At 61.9% G+C, this 16,472-nt stretch carries 12 protein-coding genes; 5 read left to right on the top strand and 7 right to left on the bottom strand.

What is annotated here, in order from left to right; genetic code table 11:
* Positions 1 to 76 precede the first annotated feature (76 nt).
* Both glpX and AC629_RS11685 read left to right on the top strand, forming a co-directional pair.
* Positions 77 to 1,078 (top strand): class II fructose-bisphosphatase, encoded by a 1,002-nt coding sequence (gene glpX / locus AC629_RS11690; RefSeq protein ID WP_084804916.1) that lies wholly within the window; start codon positions 77 to 79, stop codon positions 1,076 to 1,078.
* A 135-nt stretch (positions 1,079 to 1,213) separates the two neighbouring features.
* A complete protein-coding gene (locus AC629_RS11685) occupies positions 1,214 to 1,936 on the top strand; it encodes a haloacid dehalogenase type II (protein ID WP_084804915.1) in 723 nt (240 codons plus the stop codon).
* Between the two features lie 5 nt (positions 1,937 to 1,941).
* On the opposite strand, the gene AC629_RS11680 is transcribed toward AC629_RS11685, so the two are convergent.
* Complete coding sequence (locus AC629_RS11680; RefSeq protein WP_084804914.1) at positions 1,942 to 2,853, bottom strand: hypothetical protein; 912 nt, start codon at positions 2,851 to 2,853, stop codon at positions 1,942 to 1,944.
* Between the two features lie 3 nt (positions 2,854 to 2,856).
* The gene (locus AC629_RS11675) at positions 2,857 to 4,692 is read right to left on the bottom strand and encodes a peroxidase family protein (RefSeq protein ID WP_084804913.1); all 1,836 of its coding nucleotides are present in this window, start codon (positions 4,690 to 4,692) and stop codon (positions 2,857 to 2,859) included.
* 539 nt (positions 4,693 to 5,231) lie between these two features.
* Between AC629_RS11675 and AC629_RS11670 the strand changes: the two genes are divergently transcribed.
* Positions 5,232 to 6,536 carry an FAD-binding protein gene (locus tag AC629_RS11670; RefSeq protein ID WP_143199068.1) on the top strand — a complete coding sequence of 435 codons (1,305 nt, stop codon included), beginning with the start codon at positions 5,232 to 5,234 and terminating at the stop codon, positions 6,534 to 6,536.
* Between the two features lie 311 nt (positions 6,537 to 6,847).
* Positions 6,848 to 10,000: an ATP-binding protein gene (locus AC629_RS11665; protein WP_084804911.1), complete on the top strand. Its 3,153-nt coding sequence runs from the start codon at positions 6,848 to 6,850 to the stop codon at positions 9,998 to 10,000.
* 145 nt (positions 10,001 to 10,145) lie between these two features.
* Here the strand turns inward: AC629_RS11665 and AC629_RS11660 are convergent, their stop codons facing one another.
* The 3 genes from AC629_RS11660 to AC629_RS11650 are packed head-to-tail and all read right to left on the bottom strand — an operon-like array spanning position 10,146 to position 13,586.
* A complete protein-coding gene (locus AC629_RS11660) occupies positions 10,146 to 11,057 on the bottom strand; it encodes an MBL fold metallo-hydrolase (protein ID WP_143199071.1) in 912 nt (303 codons plus the stop codon).
* The gene (locus tag AC629_RS11655) at positions 10,964 to 12,568 is read right to left on the bottom strand and encodes an arylsulfatase (RefSeq protein WP_245331811.1); all 1,605 of its coding nucleotides are present in this window, start codon (positions 12,566 to 12,568) and stop codon (positions 10,964 to 10,966) included. Before AC629_RS11655 ends, AC629_RS11660 begins: the two co-directional genes overlap by 94 nt.
* A gap of 10 nt (positions 12,569 to 12,578) precedes the next feature.
* The gene (locus AC629_RS11650; RefSeq protein WP_084804910.1) at positions 12,579 to 13,586 is read right to left on the bottom strand and encodes a formylglycine-generating enzyme family protein; all 1,008 of its coding nucleotides are present in this window, start codon (positions 13,584 to 13,586) and stop codon (positions 12,579 to 12,581) included.
* 500 nt (positions 13,587 to 14,086) lie between these two features.
* Between AC629_RS11650 and AC629_RS11645 the strand changes: the two genes are divergently transcribed.
* Positions 14,087 to 15,085: a helix-turn-helix domain-containing protein gene (locus tag AC629_RS11645; RefSeq protein WP_084804909.1), complete on the top strand. Its 999-nt coding sequence runs from the start codon at positions 14,087 to 14,089 to the stop codon at positions 15,083 to 15,085.
* Between the two features lie 18 nt (positions 15,086 to 15,103).
* Here the strand turns inward: AC629_RS11645 and AC629_RS11640 are convergent, their stop codons facing one another.
* Together AC629_RS11640 and AC629_RS11635 are read right to left on the bottom strand one after the other, a co-directional pair.
* Positions 15,104 to 15,586, bottom strand: a complete 483-nt coding sequence (locus AC629_RS11640) for a bleomycin resistance protein (protein WP_084804908.1) — start codon at positions 15,584 to 15,586, stop codon at positions 15,104 to 15,106.
* 110 nt (positions 15,587 to 15,696) lie between these two features.
* Complete coding sequence (locus AC629_RS11635) at positions 15,697 to 16,362, bottom strand: GntR family transcriptional regulator (RefSeq protein WP_245331810.1); 666 nt, start codon at positions 16,360 to 16,362, stop codon at positions 15,697 to 15,699.
* Between the last annotated feature and the right edge of the window lie 110 nt (positions 16,363 to 16,472).

Raw genomic sequence — 16,472 nt, 5'->3', positions numbered from 1 at the left:
TTTGAACGAACCGCGGGCGTTGTGAGTTGATGCGGACGGAGCTGTCCGTCCCGAACTGTTTTAAAGGAGTGAGCCGATGTCGACCCATATTTCAGTCCCGCCGCACGCGTTGCTCGAGCGCATCCTCACGCTGGAGATTGTGCGGGTGACGGAGAGGGCGGCGGTGTCGTCGGCGCGGCTGCGCGGGCACGGCAACGAGAAAGCGGCCGACCAGGCCGCCGTCGACGCCATGCGGCGCGAGCTCAACAAGCTGCCGATCCAGGGCACCATCGTGATCGGTGAGGGCGAGCGCGACGAGGCGCCGATGCTCTATATCGGCGAGCAGGTCGGCCTGAAGGCGGGGCCGGAAGTCGATATCGCGGTCGACCCGCTCGAAGGCACCACGCTGTGCGCCAAGAACATGCCGGGCTCGATCGCCACGATGGCGATGGCCGACGGCGGCACGCTCTTGCACGCCCCGGACGTCTACATGCAGAAGCTTGCGATCGGCCCGGGTTACGACAAGGGCGTCGTCGATCTTGACGCGTCGCCAGCCGACAACGTCCGCCGCCTCGCCAAGGCCAAGGGTGTCAAGCCGGACGGCATCACTGTTCTCGTGCTCGACCGTCCGCGCCACGCCGACATCATCTCGAGCGTGCGTTCGACCGGTGCCGCAGTGCGCCTGATCACCGACGGCGACGTCGCGGGCGTAATCCATTGCGCCGATCCTGATAATACCGGCGTCGACATGTATCTCGGCACCGGCGGCGCGCCGGAAGGCGTGCTTGCGGCCGTGGCGCTGCGCTGCATCGGCGGCCAGATGCAGTGCCGCCTCATTCTCGATTCCGACGAGAAGCGCGAGCGTGCCGCCAAGATGGGCGTCAACGATCCCAAGATGATCTACGGCATCGAGGACATGGCGCGCGGTGACTGCCTGTTCGCCGCCACCGGCGTCACCACGGGTTCGCTGCTCTCGGGTGTGAAGTTCCGCAAGGACGGCGTGATCGAGACCGAGACGGTGGTGATGCGCTCTGTCACCGGCACCGTGCGCTACATCAAGGCCGAGCACCGTGAGCTGGCGAAGTTCCACCTCGACTAAAGCGCTCCGTCATTCCGGGGCTCGCGAAGCGAGAGCCCGGAATCCATAACCACGATCGGGAGTATGGATTCCGGGCCTGCGCCTCACGGCGTATCCCGGAATGACCAAGAAAAGCAGCATAGGGGGGAAGCGCACATGTCCGATCTCACCACCGTCAAAGCCCTGGTGTTCGACGTGTTCGGCACGGTCGTCGACTGGCGCACCAGCCTGATCACCGACTTCATGTGGTGGAGCAGGGGCCGCGGTATCAGTGCCGACTGGACCGCCCTGGTCGATGGCTGGCGTGGCATGTACGTCGCCTCGATGGACGACGTGCGCAAGCATCCCGAGCGCGGCTATGTCATGCTCGACGATCTGCACCGCCGTTCGCTGGAAAAGCTGGTCGAGAAGTTTGCGATCAAGGGCCTGACCGAAGCCGACCTCGATTACCTCACCAAGGGCTGGCACCGCCTGAATCCCTGGCCCGACAGCGTCGCCGGCCTGACGCGGCTGAAATCCAAATTCGTGATCTCGCCGCTGTCGAACGGCAACGTCGCGCTGCTCACCAACATGGCGAAGTTTGCGGGTCTCCCCTGGGACCTCGTGATGTCGGCCGAGCTGTTCGAGCACTACAAGCCCGATCCCGAGACCTACCTCGGCGCCGCGCGCCTGCTCGGCCTCAAGCCGGAGCAGGTGATGATGGTCGCTGCCCACAATGGTGACCTCGCAGCCGCGCAAAAGAACGGGCTGAGGACCGCGTTCGTCGCAAGGCCGACCGAATACGGACCGCATCAGAAGGTCGATTTCGAGGCCACCGGCAACTGGGACATCGTCGCGAAGGATTTTGGCGGGATCGCCGACAAGCTCGGCTGCTCGTAGTCAGATCATCGCGGCGTTTGCGCGCCGCCTCCGCGCTGGTCCCTGGCCGCCTGCCAGACGGCAGTGAGCAACGCAGGAACAATGCGGTGCGCGGGGCATCGATTCCAGGTGCTGGCAAAGAACCCGAAGCCCGGATCGGCGGGGCGTTGCCGGCGGGCACGCTCCAGCATCATCACCACCAGCGTCCGTGAACGGAGCCGGATTGTGCCGATACGGCCTTCATCCTGCGCCTCGCGGACCACGCGCGCCGGCGCGCGCAACGTTTGCGCCGACGCAACCTCTGGCTCGATCGTCGCCAGATTTCCGCTGTCGCGCGCCATCCTGCGCATCAAGTCGATAGACCGTACGATATTGTCCATTGCGAGCGCGGTTGCGTGCGCGCAAGCCATGTTGCGGCGCGACAACTTCTCGATCCGATCGAGCGCGGCCTCCAGCGCGCCGCTTCGCCTGATCCAGGCGGCTCGCAGTGGTCCGGCCGACAACCAGGCCTGCAACGTGCGCGCAGCTCTGTAAGAGTCTTCGGTTGCGGCATAGTCGGGAAAGAAGAGGCGGCCCACGGCCTGCTGGACGATGATGCCCATGTTGCGATCTGTGGGGGCGCCGGCGACGTAGCCGCCGAGCTCCGTAATCTCAGGCGCAATCCGCTGCAACAACGGCTCGACGTCCGAAAGCGCGGCCTCGAGCGCCGCCTGATGCGTCGCGCGTGACAGGTCGCGGCGGTCGCGGAACGCCGGCCAGATGTCTCCATCCGGGTTGCGGAACACCGCGAGCTTTCCAGCGATCGAGCTGTTCACGAGGCCGCCGCGGCCGGACAGCGGACGCGTAACCATGCTTGCATCGTTGATGCTGAGCACCTCGTTCGGCTGCCAGACGAGGATGAGACGTACGAGGCCCGGAATGGTTATGGTGAAGGCCACGGCTCAGCCTCGAAGAACGTTCCAGGGGGCAAAGCTGTTGTCGACGCCCTCGAGCGCCGGGCCCAGTTGCGGCACGTGCCGCAACAGCACCGATTTCATGCCGTTGTTGCGGATCCAGTCCAGGCCGAAGTCGGTGTAGACCTCCGCCCGGTAGTCGTCTGTGAAGAAGCGGTCGCTCTTGAGACGCCGCGATGCCATCAGGATGAAGATACGGAAGGCGGTATCGCTGAAGCCGAAGCCCTTCGGCAGGTCCTCCGCCAACAGCCCGACCAGCAGATCAACACGGTCGACGTTGTTCTTGTAGATCGTGCGCATCTTCTCGGCCGCACCGGGGATACTGGTGATTTCCTCGAATGTCTCGACGCGCTTCTTCCCGACCAGCTCGCGGAAGCGATTGTAGCGTGGCACGCCGCGCTCGCGGTCGCGCATGATATCGATCGCGGCCATGTCGAGCAGCGGCTGGCCGTCCTTTCTGAACTGGCGAAGGAAGTTTGGAAAATTGTGGAGGCGAATGGCGCCGGGATGAGCGGTGCCGAAGGAGTACAGCAGGTTGACGAAGCCGTGTGCCTGCATGAACGTGCGGGATGCGGCTCCCTGCATGTTGACCAACTCGCAGCGCTCGATTTTTGCTGTGTCGAGCTGTCGCACATCCATCTCGTCCGGGACGAGCGGATGCAAACGGTAGACTGCGGTGAACTCCTCGGTGAGGGAATAGGGAGCGCTGTGCTGTTCCGTGGGCGAGCCAATGATGCCATAGGCCGCCTCGCTGTCTTTGCCGAGCACCGCGCGAGCCACCCGCGACGGTATCCCCGGCCAATCGGGTATCCCCGACCAATTGGCGTGCATGCCAAAGTCCAAGGCCGGATGGGCGAGAATGCCCGGGGTCCATTCGACGGTATGGATCTTGGCGATCAGGGCCGCATTAATCAGGCGCGCGCGCTGGAACAGCTCTTCGTCATCCCAGGCCGGATAGCGCGCCTTCAGGGCATCGCAGATGACGTTGTGCTCACGTACGAAGAGATTGTGCAGCAGGCTCAGCCCGATCCACCAATTGTCGTTGAAGCCGGTGAGATCAGCGCCCCGGTGCTCTGGATCGGCTGGAATCATCCCGTCGTCGCCGACTCTGATCTTCCCATCCACCATGGAGCGGAGCTGCATCTGCCTTGCGCGACTGCTGCCGTAGATCTGGCCGGCGTCCCACCAATGTGAGTTGAAGTTGCGAAATGTCGGGGTCGCACCGAGCCACGGGTCACGCGTTGTCTCGTCGCGAACTGTACGACGGATTTGCATGCAGCCGTTGACTTGATCGGGCCAAGGATGCCCCTCCGGCAGCGGGATCTTGAACTCGTTTCCCGGCTCGGGAATCCCATGGCTGAACCAGTTGTGCGTTTCGAACTGGATCCACGCAGCCGCCAACAGGTTGAGGGTGGTTGCGGGAATAAACTTCTCGCGCGCCAGCAATGCCTCCGAGATCAGGCGCGGGCTTGGCTCGAGCAGATCGTCTTCGCTGTCCGGCACGCATTCCGGCAGGGGAAAGTTGCGCCCGAACCGGGATCCCGCCATGCCCATGTGCGGATGATCAAGGCTGTTGAACGAGCCGTCGGCGGAACGCCACCGTTCATTGCCGGCGCTCCAGTCCGCCGATTTCTCGATGCCGTAACCGGTATGGTAGAGGTTGTATTCTCGGAGCCGATTGCGGAAGACCGAAAGATTGATTGCCCCAAGCAGGGTCGGCAGGCGATCCCACCTTACAAAGAAGTTGATGATCCGATAGACAACATTGAGGATTTCGTCGAGCACGCGACGATGGAAGATAAAGCCATCGTTCTCACGCGACATGTGCACTCCGAGAAGTAATTCGTCTGAAAAACAATTCGGGCGGCAACCAGTAAATGTAATCTGATAGCACTAAACCGCCTGTTTGCCAACGCATCTTGCGGGCGCGCCAGTCTCGATGACTGATCCGTTGCTGCAACCGTGGGTTGGCGCTAGTTTGAGCAGCGTCATCGTCGGGGCGGACCGGAGAGAGTGCCTTGAAACGCCTTGCCACGGTAGCCTTAGCCACCAGCTGAAGCGTGGGGCGCGGCGTCCTCTCGTCCTCGGGACATCCGTGCGATCTCGCAAACTGCAGCTACCGCGGCGTCAGGGCCGGTCAATTTGCCCTGTCGGTTAAGCGGATGCTCGGATAGGATGTAGTAAAGCCCGGAGGTACAATAGCCCTGGGGTGCAATAGGAGATACAGCGGAATTCGTGAGAGCGGGGTCAAGCTGTGCGGCAGCGAGCTTCAACCTCATGAGAACCACGCCGACATCGACGTCGGCCAGACTGGAAAAGCCATCTTAGTTGCGTGTTTCGCCGTCAATAAGGGGGTGACGCAGATGGATAACATGGTTCGGAATTACGATGGCGGGATCACGAGCTCTCCCGCGCGACTTGTGTCTCCGAGTACCGTTCCCGAGATTCAGTCGATCCTGACGGATGCCGTCCAATACCCTGGTCCTGTCAGGGCGAAGGGCAGCTTTCACTCCCTGACACCCTGCGTATCCTCGGACGGGACCATCATCGACATGTCCCGCATGAACCGGATCCTCAAGATCGATCCGCACGACATGACGTTCACCGCGGAGGCGGGGCTTCAATTTATAGCCGCATCGCGGGTGCTGAAGGCGCTGAACCTCCAGTTTATGACCAACATCGAGATCGGAAACATGACTCTCGGTGCCGCGGCCTGCTGCCATACCAAGGATGGCCTGGATGGTGGCGAGTTCGGGCAGGTCGGTTCGTACATCACAGCGATGAAATGGGTGACGCCCAGCGGCCAGCTCGCGGAGGCGTCGGAGGCTAATAACCCCGCTCTCATGTATCTCATGCGTTCGAGTTATGGCCTGTGCGGGATCATTTACGAGGTGACGTTCCGCATCAAGCCGCTGGAGGTGATTCATTTCAAATATCTGCCGCGCCGGATCGGAGAGCTGACCGAGAAGGAAGTGGATGAGATCATCGATGCATCACGTGGCTTGATTTGCTGGACGGTCGGTCGAAAGGCTCACTTCCAGACGCGGCACCCTGCTGACCGGGTCGGACCGTTTGGATCGCTATTCGCCGCAAGTCGGCGCAAGCTTTGGAATTTTGGCGAAGCCCGCGTCGGCAGGTTCATTGACAGCAGCATCCCGACCAAGCCCCTCAGGGATGCATCACTCGATACCTGGTTCGTCGGCAACAGGCTGCTGATGTCGTATTTGCACCTGGTTGGCGGAGCGACATTGTACAATCCGGACAAGACGATCGATTATAGCGAGACGCGGCCCTCAGCGAGATATGCCTTCACATTCTGGGCATTTCCACGCGCTGCGTGGCTGAAGGCGCTGCGTGACTACGTCGACTTCAGCGAAAAGTATTTTAGGGATCATGACTTCCGCTGCAACATGGCGCTTGGCTCATACTTCATTCGGAAGGACGAGCATTCCTTGCTGTCCTACTCGCATGACGGAGACGTTTTTTTCGGTCGACCCCATTCACGCCTATACGGACAGACCAGCGTGGGATGGGTTCTTGAAGGAGTTCAACGAATTCGCGAGCAAGAGGGGCGGCATTCCCTTGCTGAACCAGAGTCCGTTCATCACGAGGGACCATGTCCAGGCGGCGTACGGGACGAGATGGATCGATTTCTCGGCTCAAGTTAGACAGGCAGATCCGCAGGGGCGGATGCTGAATCCGTTCTTTGCCGATCTGCTGAGCCCGTAAGGACTGGTCTGAAGCGTGGAGCGAGGAGTGGCATGCCGGCATAACTGCGTCCGGCATAATTGAGACAGCGGGACTGACGCAATTACTCGCGTAACGCGACGTGGACTTCTTTCAAGGGAATGGCCAATCTCCGTCACGCTCGGGAAAAAGGCAGCGGAGCCAAGTAGAACCGCCAAGTCGAATTGCTAAGTCGAATTTCTAAGTCGAATTGCCAAGTCAAATTGCGAAGTCGAACCGCGGAATTTGAGTGATGGACGCGCCTCACGACAGAGCAACTGAGCGCCGGCAGGTCACGGTTCTGTTCTGTGACGTCGTTGATTCAACCGGTCTCTCCGAACGCTGTGACATAGAGGAGCTGAGAGAGATACTGCTGGAATTCCAGGCGGTCAGCTCGCAATGCATCTGCAATTCCGGAGGCAGCGTCGTCAACTACATCGGCGACGGCATTCGTGCGGAGTTTGGCTATCCGCTCACCTCGGAGAACGAGGCCGTGAGCGCGGTCCGTGCCGGCCTGGTGTTGTTGCGGGCAATTCACGAGCTCAGTGAGCGCGCCGCGCTGGCTATCAAGGAGCCGCTTCGCGTTCGGATCGGTGTGCATACGGGCATGGCGGTGATCGGCAAGGCCGGGCCGGGCCATGTGCACAATGCCACGGAGATCGTCGGCGACACGCCCAACATCGCATTCCGGTTGCTGGAAATGGGCGAACCCAACTCGCTCGTGATCAGCGGCGAGACGAAGCGCCTGCTGCGCGGCAGATTCGCCTTGCGCCCGCTCGGTATGTGTTCACTCAAGGGACTGTCGCGGAAGGTCGAGGTCTTTCTCGTCTTGGGAGAGGTATCGGAGGAAGACGCAGGACATCGTGCACGCCGCCGCAATGCCTTGCCCCTGGTCGACAGGGTCACCGAGATGGGCCAGTTGTTGCAAGCGTGGGACCTCGCGCAGACTGGGCGGGGACATGCGGTTGAAATCACCGGGGAGCCCGGGATCGGCAAATCGCGCCTTGCGCTGGAACTGATCGAAAAGGCCGGGTTGCCGGATGACCTGATCTTGGCCATCCACGCTTCCGCCTCGCACCAGAATACGCCGCTGTATCCGATCATCAGGACCATTGAGCAGCGCGCAGGTATTCGTAAGGATGAAGACGCCCAAGCGAATTTGGCGCGTCTGCGTGAATTCGTCGCTGCGACCTCTGGCTCCGACGAAGAGCAGTTTGTGCTGATCGGTCAAATGCTTGGTTTGCCGGTGCCGGCGGCATCGAGCCCGCCAATCCCCGATGCGCAGGAACGGCGTCGGAAGACACGCGACGCAGCCGTGCAGCTGTTGACGTCGCAGGCCCGTGGCGATGCGGGTCTCATTGTGTTCGAGGATTTTCACTGGGCCGATCCGTCGACCGTTGAGATCGTCGAGCGAATTGCCGGTCAGATTGATAATGCGCGGATTCTTCTGGTGGTCACGAGCCGCGCGACGATCCTCGGCAACGGGTCGCCGAGGGTCCAGCGTATCGTGCTGCAACGTCTGGACGACGAGCACTGCCGCGATATCGCCGGTTCCGTCGTCCGCGACAAGCAACTGCCTGGTCGATTGATCCAGCAGATTGTTGCGCGATCGGACGGAGTGCCGTTGTTCGTGGAGGAGCTGGCGGCGGCCGCCCTCGAGACCGGGCAAGTCGATCCGGGTGCCGGTACAGTCGGCACCAGTGGACCCGCAGAAGTACCATCGGCACTCTACGATCCCCTGATGCTGCGACTTGAACGGCTCGGAAATGCCAGGGCGATCGCTCAGCTCGCGTCGGTGATTGGCCGAAGTTTTTCGCATCGGCTTCTCGCAGCCGTTGCGACGGAGTCTCACGACGTCCTTGACGACGCCCTGGAGCGGCTGCGCGCGTCCGGACTGATAGGGCTGGAGCGCGGGGACGACGAAAAGGTCTACTCCTTCAAGCATGCCCTGGTGAGGGACGTCGCCTACTATTCGCTTCTCAAGCGGCAGAGGCGAGAGCTTCACGACCGCGTCGCGCAGCAGATTGAGCTCCATCTGCCCGAGATCGTGCAGACGGAGCCCGGCTATGTCGCACAGCATCTGTCGGAGGCCGGGCGGACGTCGCGAGCGGCGCGGATGTGGCTCAAGGCGGCAAAACAGGCGGCCGAGCGTTCGGCAAATCTGGAGACGATCGCCGAGCTCAACATGGCGCGCGAGGAGATCAAGAAGCTTCCTGCCGGGCTTGAACGGGACAATCTGGAGCTGAATGCCCAGATTGCGCTGATCGGGCCGACAATCGCGCTAGGGGGATTCGGCGCCGACGCGGTCGCTGACGTCAGCAGCCGCGCCATCGAGCTCTGCCGGGCCCTGGACAACGATCCGCGCATCTTCCCGGCGCTGTACGCGCGGTGGTCGCACCTGCGCGTTGCAAGCGACGTGCGGGAAGCCGGCGCGCTGGCGCGGGACTTCTTGACGCTGGCCGAAGAGAAAGGAACGAGGGCCGATCGGATGGTCGGCCATCGGCTGCTTGGCACCTCGCTGCTCGACGGGGAGACCGAGCAGGCGTGCATCCACCTCGACCAGGCGGTCAAGCTATACGATGCAGACGCTGACCGGGAAACGGCCGTGACATACGGCACCGACGTGCAGATCACGAGCCTGTCCAACCTGTGCATCTGCTACTGGTTGGTGGGCCGGGTAAGCGAAGCGATCGCTCACGCACGCGAGGCGCTGGGGCATGCGCAGCGATTGTCACATGCGCATACCCTCGGCTACGCGTGTGCCCACGTCTGCATGCTGTACACGCTGGAGCGGGATGTGGAGACGGTTCGGGGGCTCGCACAGCGGACCCTTGAGGGGGCGATAAAAAGGGAGCTGCCGCTGTGGATTTCGGTGGCGCGGACCTATCTCGGTTGGTCCGACGCCGAATCCGGCCGCCTCGCGGAGGGCATCGACATGCTTGAGCAGCAGCGCGAGTACATGCAAACGGCGCACCTCATCTACTATTTGCCGACCTACCTGTGCTGGCTTGCGGAGGCCTATGTCCGTTCCGACAAGCTGACGGACGCGCGGCGCTGTCTCGATGAGGTGCGCAGCGTCTTCGGACGGGGTGGCAACTATTGGTACGAGGTCGAATGCTATCGTATCGAAGGGCGGCTTGCCGCACATGCAGAGATCAATGACGCCGCGCTTGCTGAGAAGAACTTTGAGCAAGCCATCGCGCTTGCCGGCCGGCGTGGCCAGCACGGATTTGGCTTGCGCGCTGCGACTGGGCTCGCCGGCCTTCTCGCCGCCAAAGGCCAGGCGGAGCGGGCACTCACGCTCTTGCAGCACGAATTGCAGTTCTTTGCCAATCAGCCTGATGGTCGGGATCGCTCGGATGCCAGGAGGCTGCTCCAATCGCTGCAGGGGAGCGTGGGGCGCTGAGATTTGGCATCACCGTCAGTCCCGGGATCCACACACCCTTGAAGAGCGGAAGTCAGCTCACTGAGATTGCGTTCGCAGCCTTGCCAAAACGAGCCCCAGGTAAATGGTCCGGGCGACACGCATCGCCCGGACCAGATCTGGCAGACTACAACGTCATCTGCATTGGTTCGGCATAGTAGCGGAAGCCGTCGCCGGCCTTGGCGACATGTCCGTAGCCCGGCCAGGCGAAGTGATAGGACATCACCGGCGTCTTGTTCGCCGCGAGCATCGTGAGTAGCTTGACGCGCGATTCGGCCGCCTGCCTCGGGTCGGTGTCGTAGGAGAATTCCATGCGCGGCCGTTCGAGCAGCAGCACGGAATGGTGCGAGAGGTCGGCGAGGAATGCAAAGGACTTGCCGGCCGACGAGACCATGAAGATGGTGTGACCCACGGTATGGCCGGGCGCGGCGATCGCCTGGACCCCGGGCAGGAATTCCTGGCCGTCCTTGAAGAACACGATCCGGTCGCGGACCGGCAGCAGGTTCTTGCGGGCGTGAACGACGAAGTCCTTTGCCGGACTGCCAAGCTTGCCTTCATCGGTCCAGAAGTCGAAATCGGTCTGGGAGATGTAGATTTGCGCGTTCGGAAACAGCGGCTTGTCGTTGGCGTCCACGATGCCGCCGATGTGGTCGATGTGGGCATGCGAGCAGACCACGGCATCGATGTCCTCCGGCTTGATGCCGGCTTCAGCCATGCTCTTCTGTTGCCGGCCGGTGGTGGGCCCGAACGCCTTGGAGGTGCCCATGCCGGTATCGAACAAGATGAGCTTGTCGCCGGTGTTCACGATCGGCGAGTTCTGCTCGAGCACGACATTGTCCGGGGAGAGGAAATTGTCGGCGAGCATCTTCTTCACTTCCTCCTTGGGAACGCCGGTGAAGGTGCCGGAGGGATCACCAAGGGGCAGGGGCCCGTCGGACACGACGGTCACTTCGGCATCGCCGAGAACGAAGCGATGCCAGTAGGGAGTCTGGGTGCCGAGCTTGGGAGCGCGGTCTGAAGGAACGGAGCAACACGCCAGACGCCGTACTGGATCAGATAGGCGTTCTTCGCCAACCAATCGTAGTATTGATCGGAGACGACGTCGGCGCGCTCGAACGGATCCATGCGCAGGTTGAACACCTTGGGTGCGCGCAAGCAGGTGAACGGGTTCGCCCAGACCTCGAAGCCGCCCGGCTTGCGCTGCTCGCAGAACACGATCTTCCAGTCGTTGTAACGATAGGCGACCATATTGCCGTCATCGTTGAAATAGTAGAACTCGTTGCGTGCCGATTTCGGCTGCTGTCCCGTCAGATAGGGCAGTTGATTGTAGCCATCGAGATGCACCTTGAAGGTCTTGCCGCCAAGATCGGTGCCCTTCGACAGGCGGTCTTTGATATCGCCATCACCGGCCGCGGCGAGCAGTGTCGGAAACCAGTCGAGGCCGGAGACCATCTCGTTGGAGACTTCACCTGCCTTGATGTGGCCGGGCCAGCGTATCATCGCGGGAACGCGGAACGCGCCTTCCCAGTTCGTGTCCTTCTCGCTGCGGAACGGCGTCGTCGCCGCATCCGGCCACGACCATTGGTTGGGGCCATTGTCGGTCGTGTAGACCACGATGGTGTTGTTGGCGATGCCGAGATCATCGAGCGTCTTGAGAAGCTTGCCGACGTCGCCGTCGTGCTCGACCATGCCGTCGGCATATTCGTTGCCCGGCATGCCGCTCTGTCCCTGCATTGACGGGCGCACATGAGTGAACGCATGCATGCGCGTCGTATTCATCCAGGTGAAAAACGGCTTGTTGGCCTTTGCCTGCCGCTGGATGAAATCGATCGCCGCGTCTGTGGTCTCGTCGTCGACGGTTTCCATTCGCTTGCGGTTGAGTGGCCCGGTATCCTCGATCTTGCCGTCGGCAGAGGCCTTGAGCACGCCACGGGGTGAATTGCTCTTGGTGAAGGTGGTATCGTTCTTGGGATAGTAGGGCCGCTCCGGCTCCTCCTCGGCGTTGAGATGGTAGAGGTTGCCGTAGAACTCGTCGAAGCCGTGCTTGACCGGCAGATATTCGTCACGGTCACCAAGATGGTTCTTGCCGAATTGCCCCGTCGCATAGCCCAGTGGCTTCAGGGCCTGGGCGATGGTGATGTCGCGATCCTGCAGGCCGACGGCCGCCCCGGGAATGCCGACCTTGCAAAGGCCGGTGCGCAAGCAGACCTGCCCCGTGATGAAGGTCGACCGACCGGCGGTACAGCTATTCTCCGCGTAATAGTCAGTGAAGATCATGCCTTCATTGGCGATGCGGTCGATGTTCGGAGTCTTGTAGCCCATCACCCCGCGCGTATAGGCGCTGATGTTGGACTGGCCGATGTCGTCACCGAAGATGACGAGGATGTTGGGCTTGGCCGTGTTCGGCTGCTGCGCGATTGCAGGCGTCTTGGCGAAGGGAGACAGGCTTGTCGCGACCAAAGCCGCCGTCAGCAGGCCGCGAAGCAGCGGCGTCCGGCGGCCAGCAACCTGTGCCGCAGCTTTTCTTTTGTCTTTGGCGTCGTCACGCATTTCATACTCCCTACTTTCCAGAAAGTCCTTGTGAAGGCGGAGATTCGGGCCGCCGGACCACACATCTGAACCCGACATGACTGGTCGACGTATCGACAGGTTCGGCGTGACGCGCGGCCGGACGATAGCGGCGGCAGTAGTTCGGCGCGCAGAGATGCGAGCCGCCCTTCAAGACTTTCCGTGGGATGCGGACGTTCGGCTGACATGGATCGAAGCTCGATTCCTCACGTCCGCCGCGCGGGTTGCGTGGAATGCAACAGGGCTTTGCAGCGTCTGCCTGGTGTTTCTCCGACCACCAGTCGGAGGTCCATTCCCAGACATTTCCGATCATGTCGTAGAGACCATACCCGTTCGGCGGGAAGGCCATGACCGGCGAAGTACGCTCGAACCCGTCCTCGGCAAGGTTTTGGACGGGGAAGTTGCCCTGCCAGGTATTGGCCATGTGCTTGCCGCCCGGCATCAGAGCGTCGCCCCAGGCGAACTCTTCGCCATCGAGACCGCCGCGCGCGGCGAACTCCCATTCCGCCTCGGTCGGCAGATCCTTGCCGGCCCAGCGGGCGTACGCCTCCGCATCGCTGTAGGAGACGTGGACGACAGGATGATCGTCGAGCCCTTTGATGTTGCTGTGAGGACCATAGGGACGGCGCCAGTTGGCGCCGCGCATGAAGGTCCACCACTGGCTCCAGTCCTTGAGATCGGTGATGCGCGGCAGCGGCGAGAACACCAGCGATCCCGCGTAGAGCATTTCCTTCAGTGCGCCGGGATAGTTCTTTGGGTCGGGAACGATTTGCGCTTCAGTGACATGGCCGGTCGCGTTGACGAATTGCTTGAACTGCCGGTTGGTGACCGGCGTGCGATCGATCCAGAAGCCGTCGACAGAGACCCGATGGCTCGGCTTCTCCTCGGGATAATGGTGATCGGATCCCATGCGAAACGTACCGCCTGGAATGAAAACCATTTCGCCGGTCTTCGCGTCGTCCGGCAACCACTCGCAGTGATCGAGATCCGCCCGCAGCATGGTGGAAACTCCGATACGCGCATTCCACCTGGTACTACGGCGCGGAATCCAGCAGATTTCGACTACGGCACCTCACCCGGCACGTCGGACACATTGTCTGGTCCCCCCTTCTTGGTGCACGGGGAGAAGACCAAGATGCTGCATTGCGTCAACATCCCTTCCTCTTTCGCGCGCACGTCTTCGAGCACGCGGCAAAACCCTGCCGCGCGCGCTCTGCACCCGCAGAGCGGTTCCGGAGAAAAACGCTAAGGTTGCAAACGGTAACCGAAGATGGGGCGGCTGTGATGTGCAGTTTGTGCCACTAGGCCGGAGGGACCGGTGAGGCTTAACGCCCCATGTCGAAAACCCCTAAATCCGCTGCGTCGTGCGGATATCTGGCGTCAAATTCAGCAATGATTTGCCTCAAACGTGAACTCAGTTTGTCGTCCCCAATTCGCGTTGTGGTGGTATTGTACTCCTAGCTGCCGCAGAATTGTCGCGCTTCAGTAACAGGGTACGACATGGGGCAATTTCTTCTGGTCGATTCGTGCAGGCTCGACGGGTTTGAAGGTCTTCGCCAGGCCGTTCACGGCTCGCATGTCGACGTGATGCAGCTCGGACGCGGACGGTTGCGCGGGACGCTGTCCCATCTCGGCATCGGGGACTTCTCGCTCAGCATCGGCAGCTTCAACGTCGGCATGCGCACACAGCGTGTCTCGAGCGACGACAAGCTGATCGTCGGAATGCTGCTGGCGGCCGAAGAGCGCGTGGCGCACTGGTCGTTCGACATGCAGCTCAACGACGTGCTCGTCATTCCGCCGCTGGTCGAGCATGACGGGGTCTTTCACGGCGCGTCCGCTTACGCCGCCATGCGCTTCGACCTCAACGAAGTCGCATCCCTGTTCGGCGGCGAGGCGAGGCTGAGCGATCCCGATACCTGGCGTAGCCGCGGCCATTTCCGCGCGGACCTTGAGACCGGCGCGATTGCCTCACGCCGTCTGGTCCGGATCATGTCGTATCTGCGCACCCATCAGCACCGACTGACGCCGTCGACGGCCGATTTCTGGAAGCGATCGATTGTCGAGTGCATGGCGGCCAACGTTATGTCGTCGCTGCCGCCCGATGATGCGGGCTGGCTGCCGTCGGCAAGGCGGTTGATCCGCAGGGTCGAAGACTATCTCGACGAGGCCGGCACGCGCCCGGTGCATGTTTCGGAGATCTGTGCGGCACTCGGCGTATCGCGACGTACCTTGCATCGCGCATTTCAGGAGGTGTTCGGCCTCGGCCCGGTCAGCTTCCTCAGGCACAAGCGTCTGTGTGCGGTTCATTCCATCCTGCACGAGAGCGCGCCGGGGTCGACAACCGTGGCGGCCGTCGCCATGGACCAGGGCTTTTACGAGCTCGGGCGGTTCTCGCAGTACTACTTTGCGATGTTCGGGGAGCGTCCGTCGCAGACCCTGGGAATTTCTACATTGCAGACTGCCGGGACGACATCGCGAGAGCCGAGCGCGGTCGGCTGATCGCGCTCGAGCCCGGCGTCACGACGGCCCGCGAACCCCCAGGCGTTCGACGAAGCGCACCAGGTAGCCATCCGGATCCTGCACGAGGAATTCACGCTGTCCGTAGTCCTGGTCGCCGACCCGATACCAAGCTTCGTTCGGTTGCTCGTAGAGGGGCCATTTGGCATCGTCGAGAGCGGTCAGGACAGGCTCGATACGATCCACGACCATCTGGAAATTGATGCCGCGTCCGAACGGCCGCTGCATCTCGGCCGTCTCCCAGCGCCCGTTCAGTTCGCAGAGCATCAATTGCAGGCGTCCCATGACGAGATACGCAAACCGGGCATCGGCTCGGTCATAAGCGACTTCGAAGCCGAGCAGGTCCCGCCAGAATGACAGGCTGTCTTGAATATTCGAGACGCTGAGTTCGGGCACGAGATCGGCAAAGCCGCCTTGCGGCGCGTGTCCCGTGCTGTCGGACGCCGCGCGAGCGCCGGGGTCTGAGAGCAGCGGCTTGTTCATTGCGGCATCGCCTGGTGTCATGATCGATATTCGCGGCGTTTATCGCAGCGAATTGGACCGAAGGCTAGCAGTGGAATGGGGCGAACAAATGCTCGCTGGGCAACGCCGTCTCACGCGATCCGCAGCGCGAGGTCATTTCCTTCCGTTTCGGCAAAACCCGCTTGCAAGACCTCTTCTCGCTTGTGGCGAAGATGCGCGCGCAGGATGTGCGAGAGGCCGGCGCCGTCGCGCCGCTGGAGAGCGTTCAGGATCGCCTCATGCTCCCTCACGGCGAGCGCCCAGCGCTGCGGCGTCATCGGCGTGACGTAGCGGGCACGGCGAATGCGAGCGGTCACGGAGGCATAGAGCCCGACCAGTACCGGGTTTCCGGCCGCAGTGACGATCGCCTCGTGAATGGCGCGGTTGCCGCGGTAATATTGAATCAGGTCGCCCTCGCGATAGTGCCGTACCATGTCGGCGTGTGCCGCGGCGATCTCGTCGATCTCGGCGTCGGTGATGCGTTCGCAAGCAAGCTCGCCGGCGAGGGCCTCGAGACCTTGGCAGACCTCGAACAGGTCGCGCATGTCCTTGTCGGTCAGCTTCGCCGCGCGCGAGCCGCGATGCGGTAACAATTGCACCAAGCCTTCGGCGGCGAGCACCTTGAGCGCCTCGCGCAGCGGCGTGCGCGAGATCTGGAGCCGGTCGCACAGCTCGCGCTCGGGAATCCGTGCGCCCGGCGGGATTTCGCCGTCGAGCAGAATGGCGCGGATCCGGCCGACGACCTCCTCATGAAGCATAGGATCAAGCTCCATTTTGAATGCAAAACTAAACTTATGACCTGAATATTGAAAGTTTCAGCTTGAATATCTCACATTTTGCATTCAAAAATACAAAAAAGCAAAAGGGA

It is taken from the genome of Bradyrhizobium sp. NAS80.1 (assembly GCF_001908205.1).
Classification (GTDB): domain Bacteria; phylum Pseudomonadota; class Alphaproteobacteria; order Rhizobiales; family Xanthobacteraceae; genus Bradyrhizobium.
The sequence above is the reverse complement of the archived record's forward strand: the minus strand, read 5'-3'. Positions and strand labels throughout refer to the sequence as shown.

Excerpts from the sequence above, each read along its gene's own strand:
- glpX (WP_084804916.1), top strand. The coding sequence starts at position 77 with ATGTCGACCCATATTTCAGTCCCGCCGCACGCGTTGCTCGAGCGCATC.
- AC629_RS11685 (WP_084804915.1), top strand. The coding sequence starts at position 1,214 with ATGTCCGATCTCACCACCGTCAAAGCCCTGGTGTTCGACGTGTTCGGC.
- AC629_RS11675 (WP_084804913.1), bottom strand. The coding sequence starts at position 4,692 with ATGTCGCGTGAGAACGATGGCTTTATCTTCCATCGTCGCGTGCTCGAC.
- AC629_RS11670 (WP_143199068.1), top strand. The coding sequence starts at position 5,232 with ATGGATAACATGGTTCGGAATTACGATGGCGGGATCACGAGCTCTCCC.
- AC629_RS11665 (WP_084804911.1), top strand. The coding sequence starts at position 6,848 with ATGGACGCGCCTCACGACAGAGCAACTGAGCGCCGGCAGGTCACGGTT.
- AC629_RS11655 (WP_245331811.1), bottom strand. The coding sequence starts at position 12,568 with ATGCGTGACGACGCCAAAGACAAAAGAAAAGCTGCGGCACAGGTTGCT.
- AC629_RS11650 (WP_084804910.1), bottom strand. The coding sequence starts at position 13,586 with ATGCTGCGGGCGGATCTCGATCACTGCGAGTGGTTGCCGGACGACGCG.
- AC629_RS11645 (WP_084804909.1), top strand. The coding sequence starts at position 14,087 with ATGGGGCAATTTCTTCTGGTCGATTCGTGCAGGCTCGACGGGTTTGAA.
- AC629_RS11640 (WP_084804908.1), bottom strand. The coding sequence starts at position 15,586 with ATGAACAAGCCGCTGCTCTCAGACCCCGGCGCTCGCGCGGCGTCCGAC.
- AC629_RS11635 (WP_245331810.1), bottom strand. The coding sequence starts at position 16,362 with ATGCTTCATGAGGAGGTCGTCGGCCGGATCCGCGCCATTCTGCTCGAC.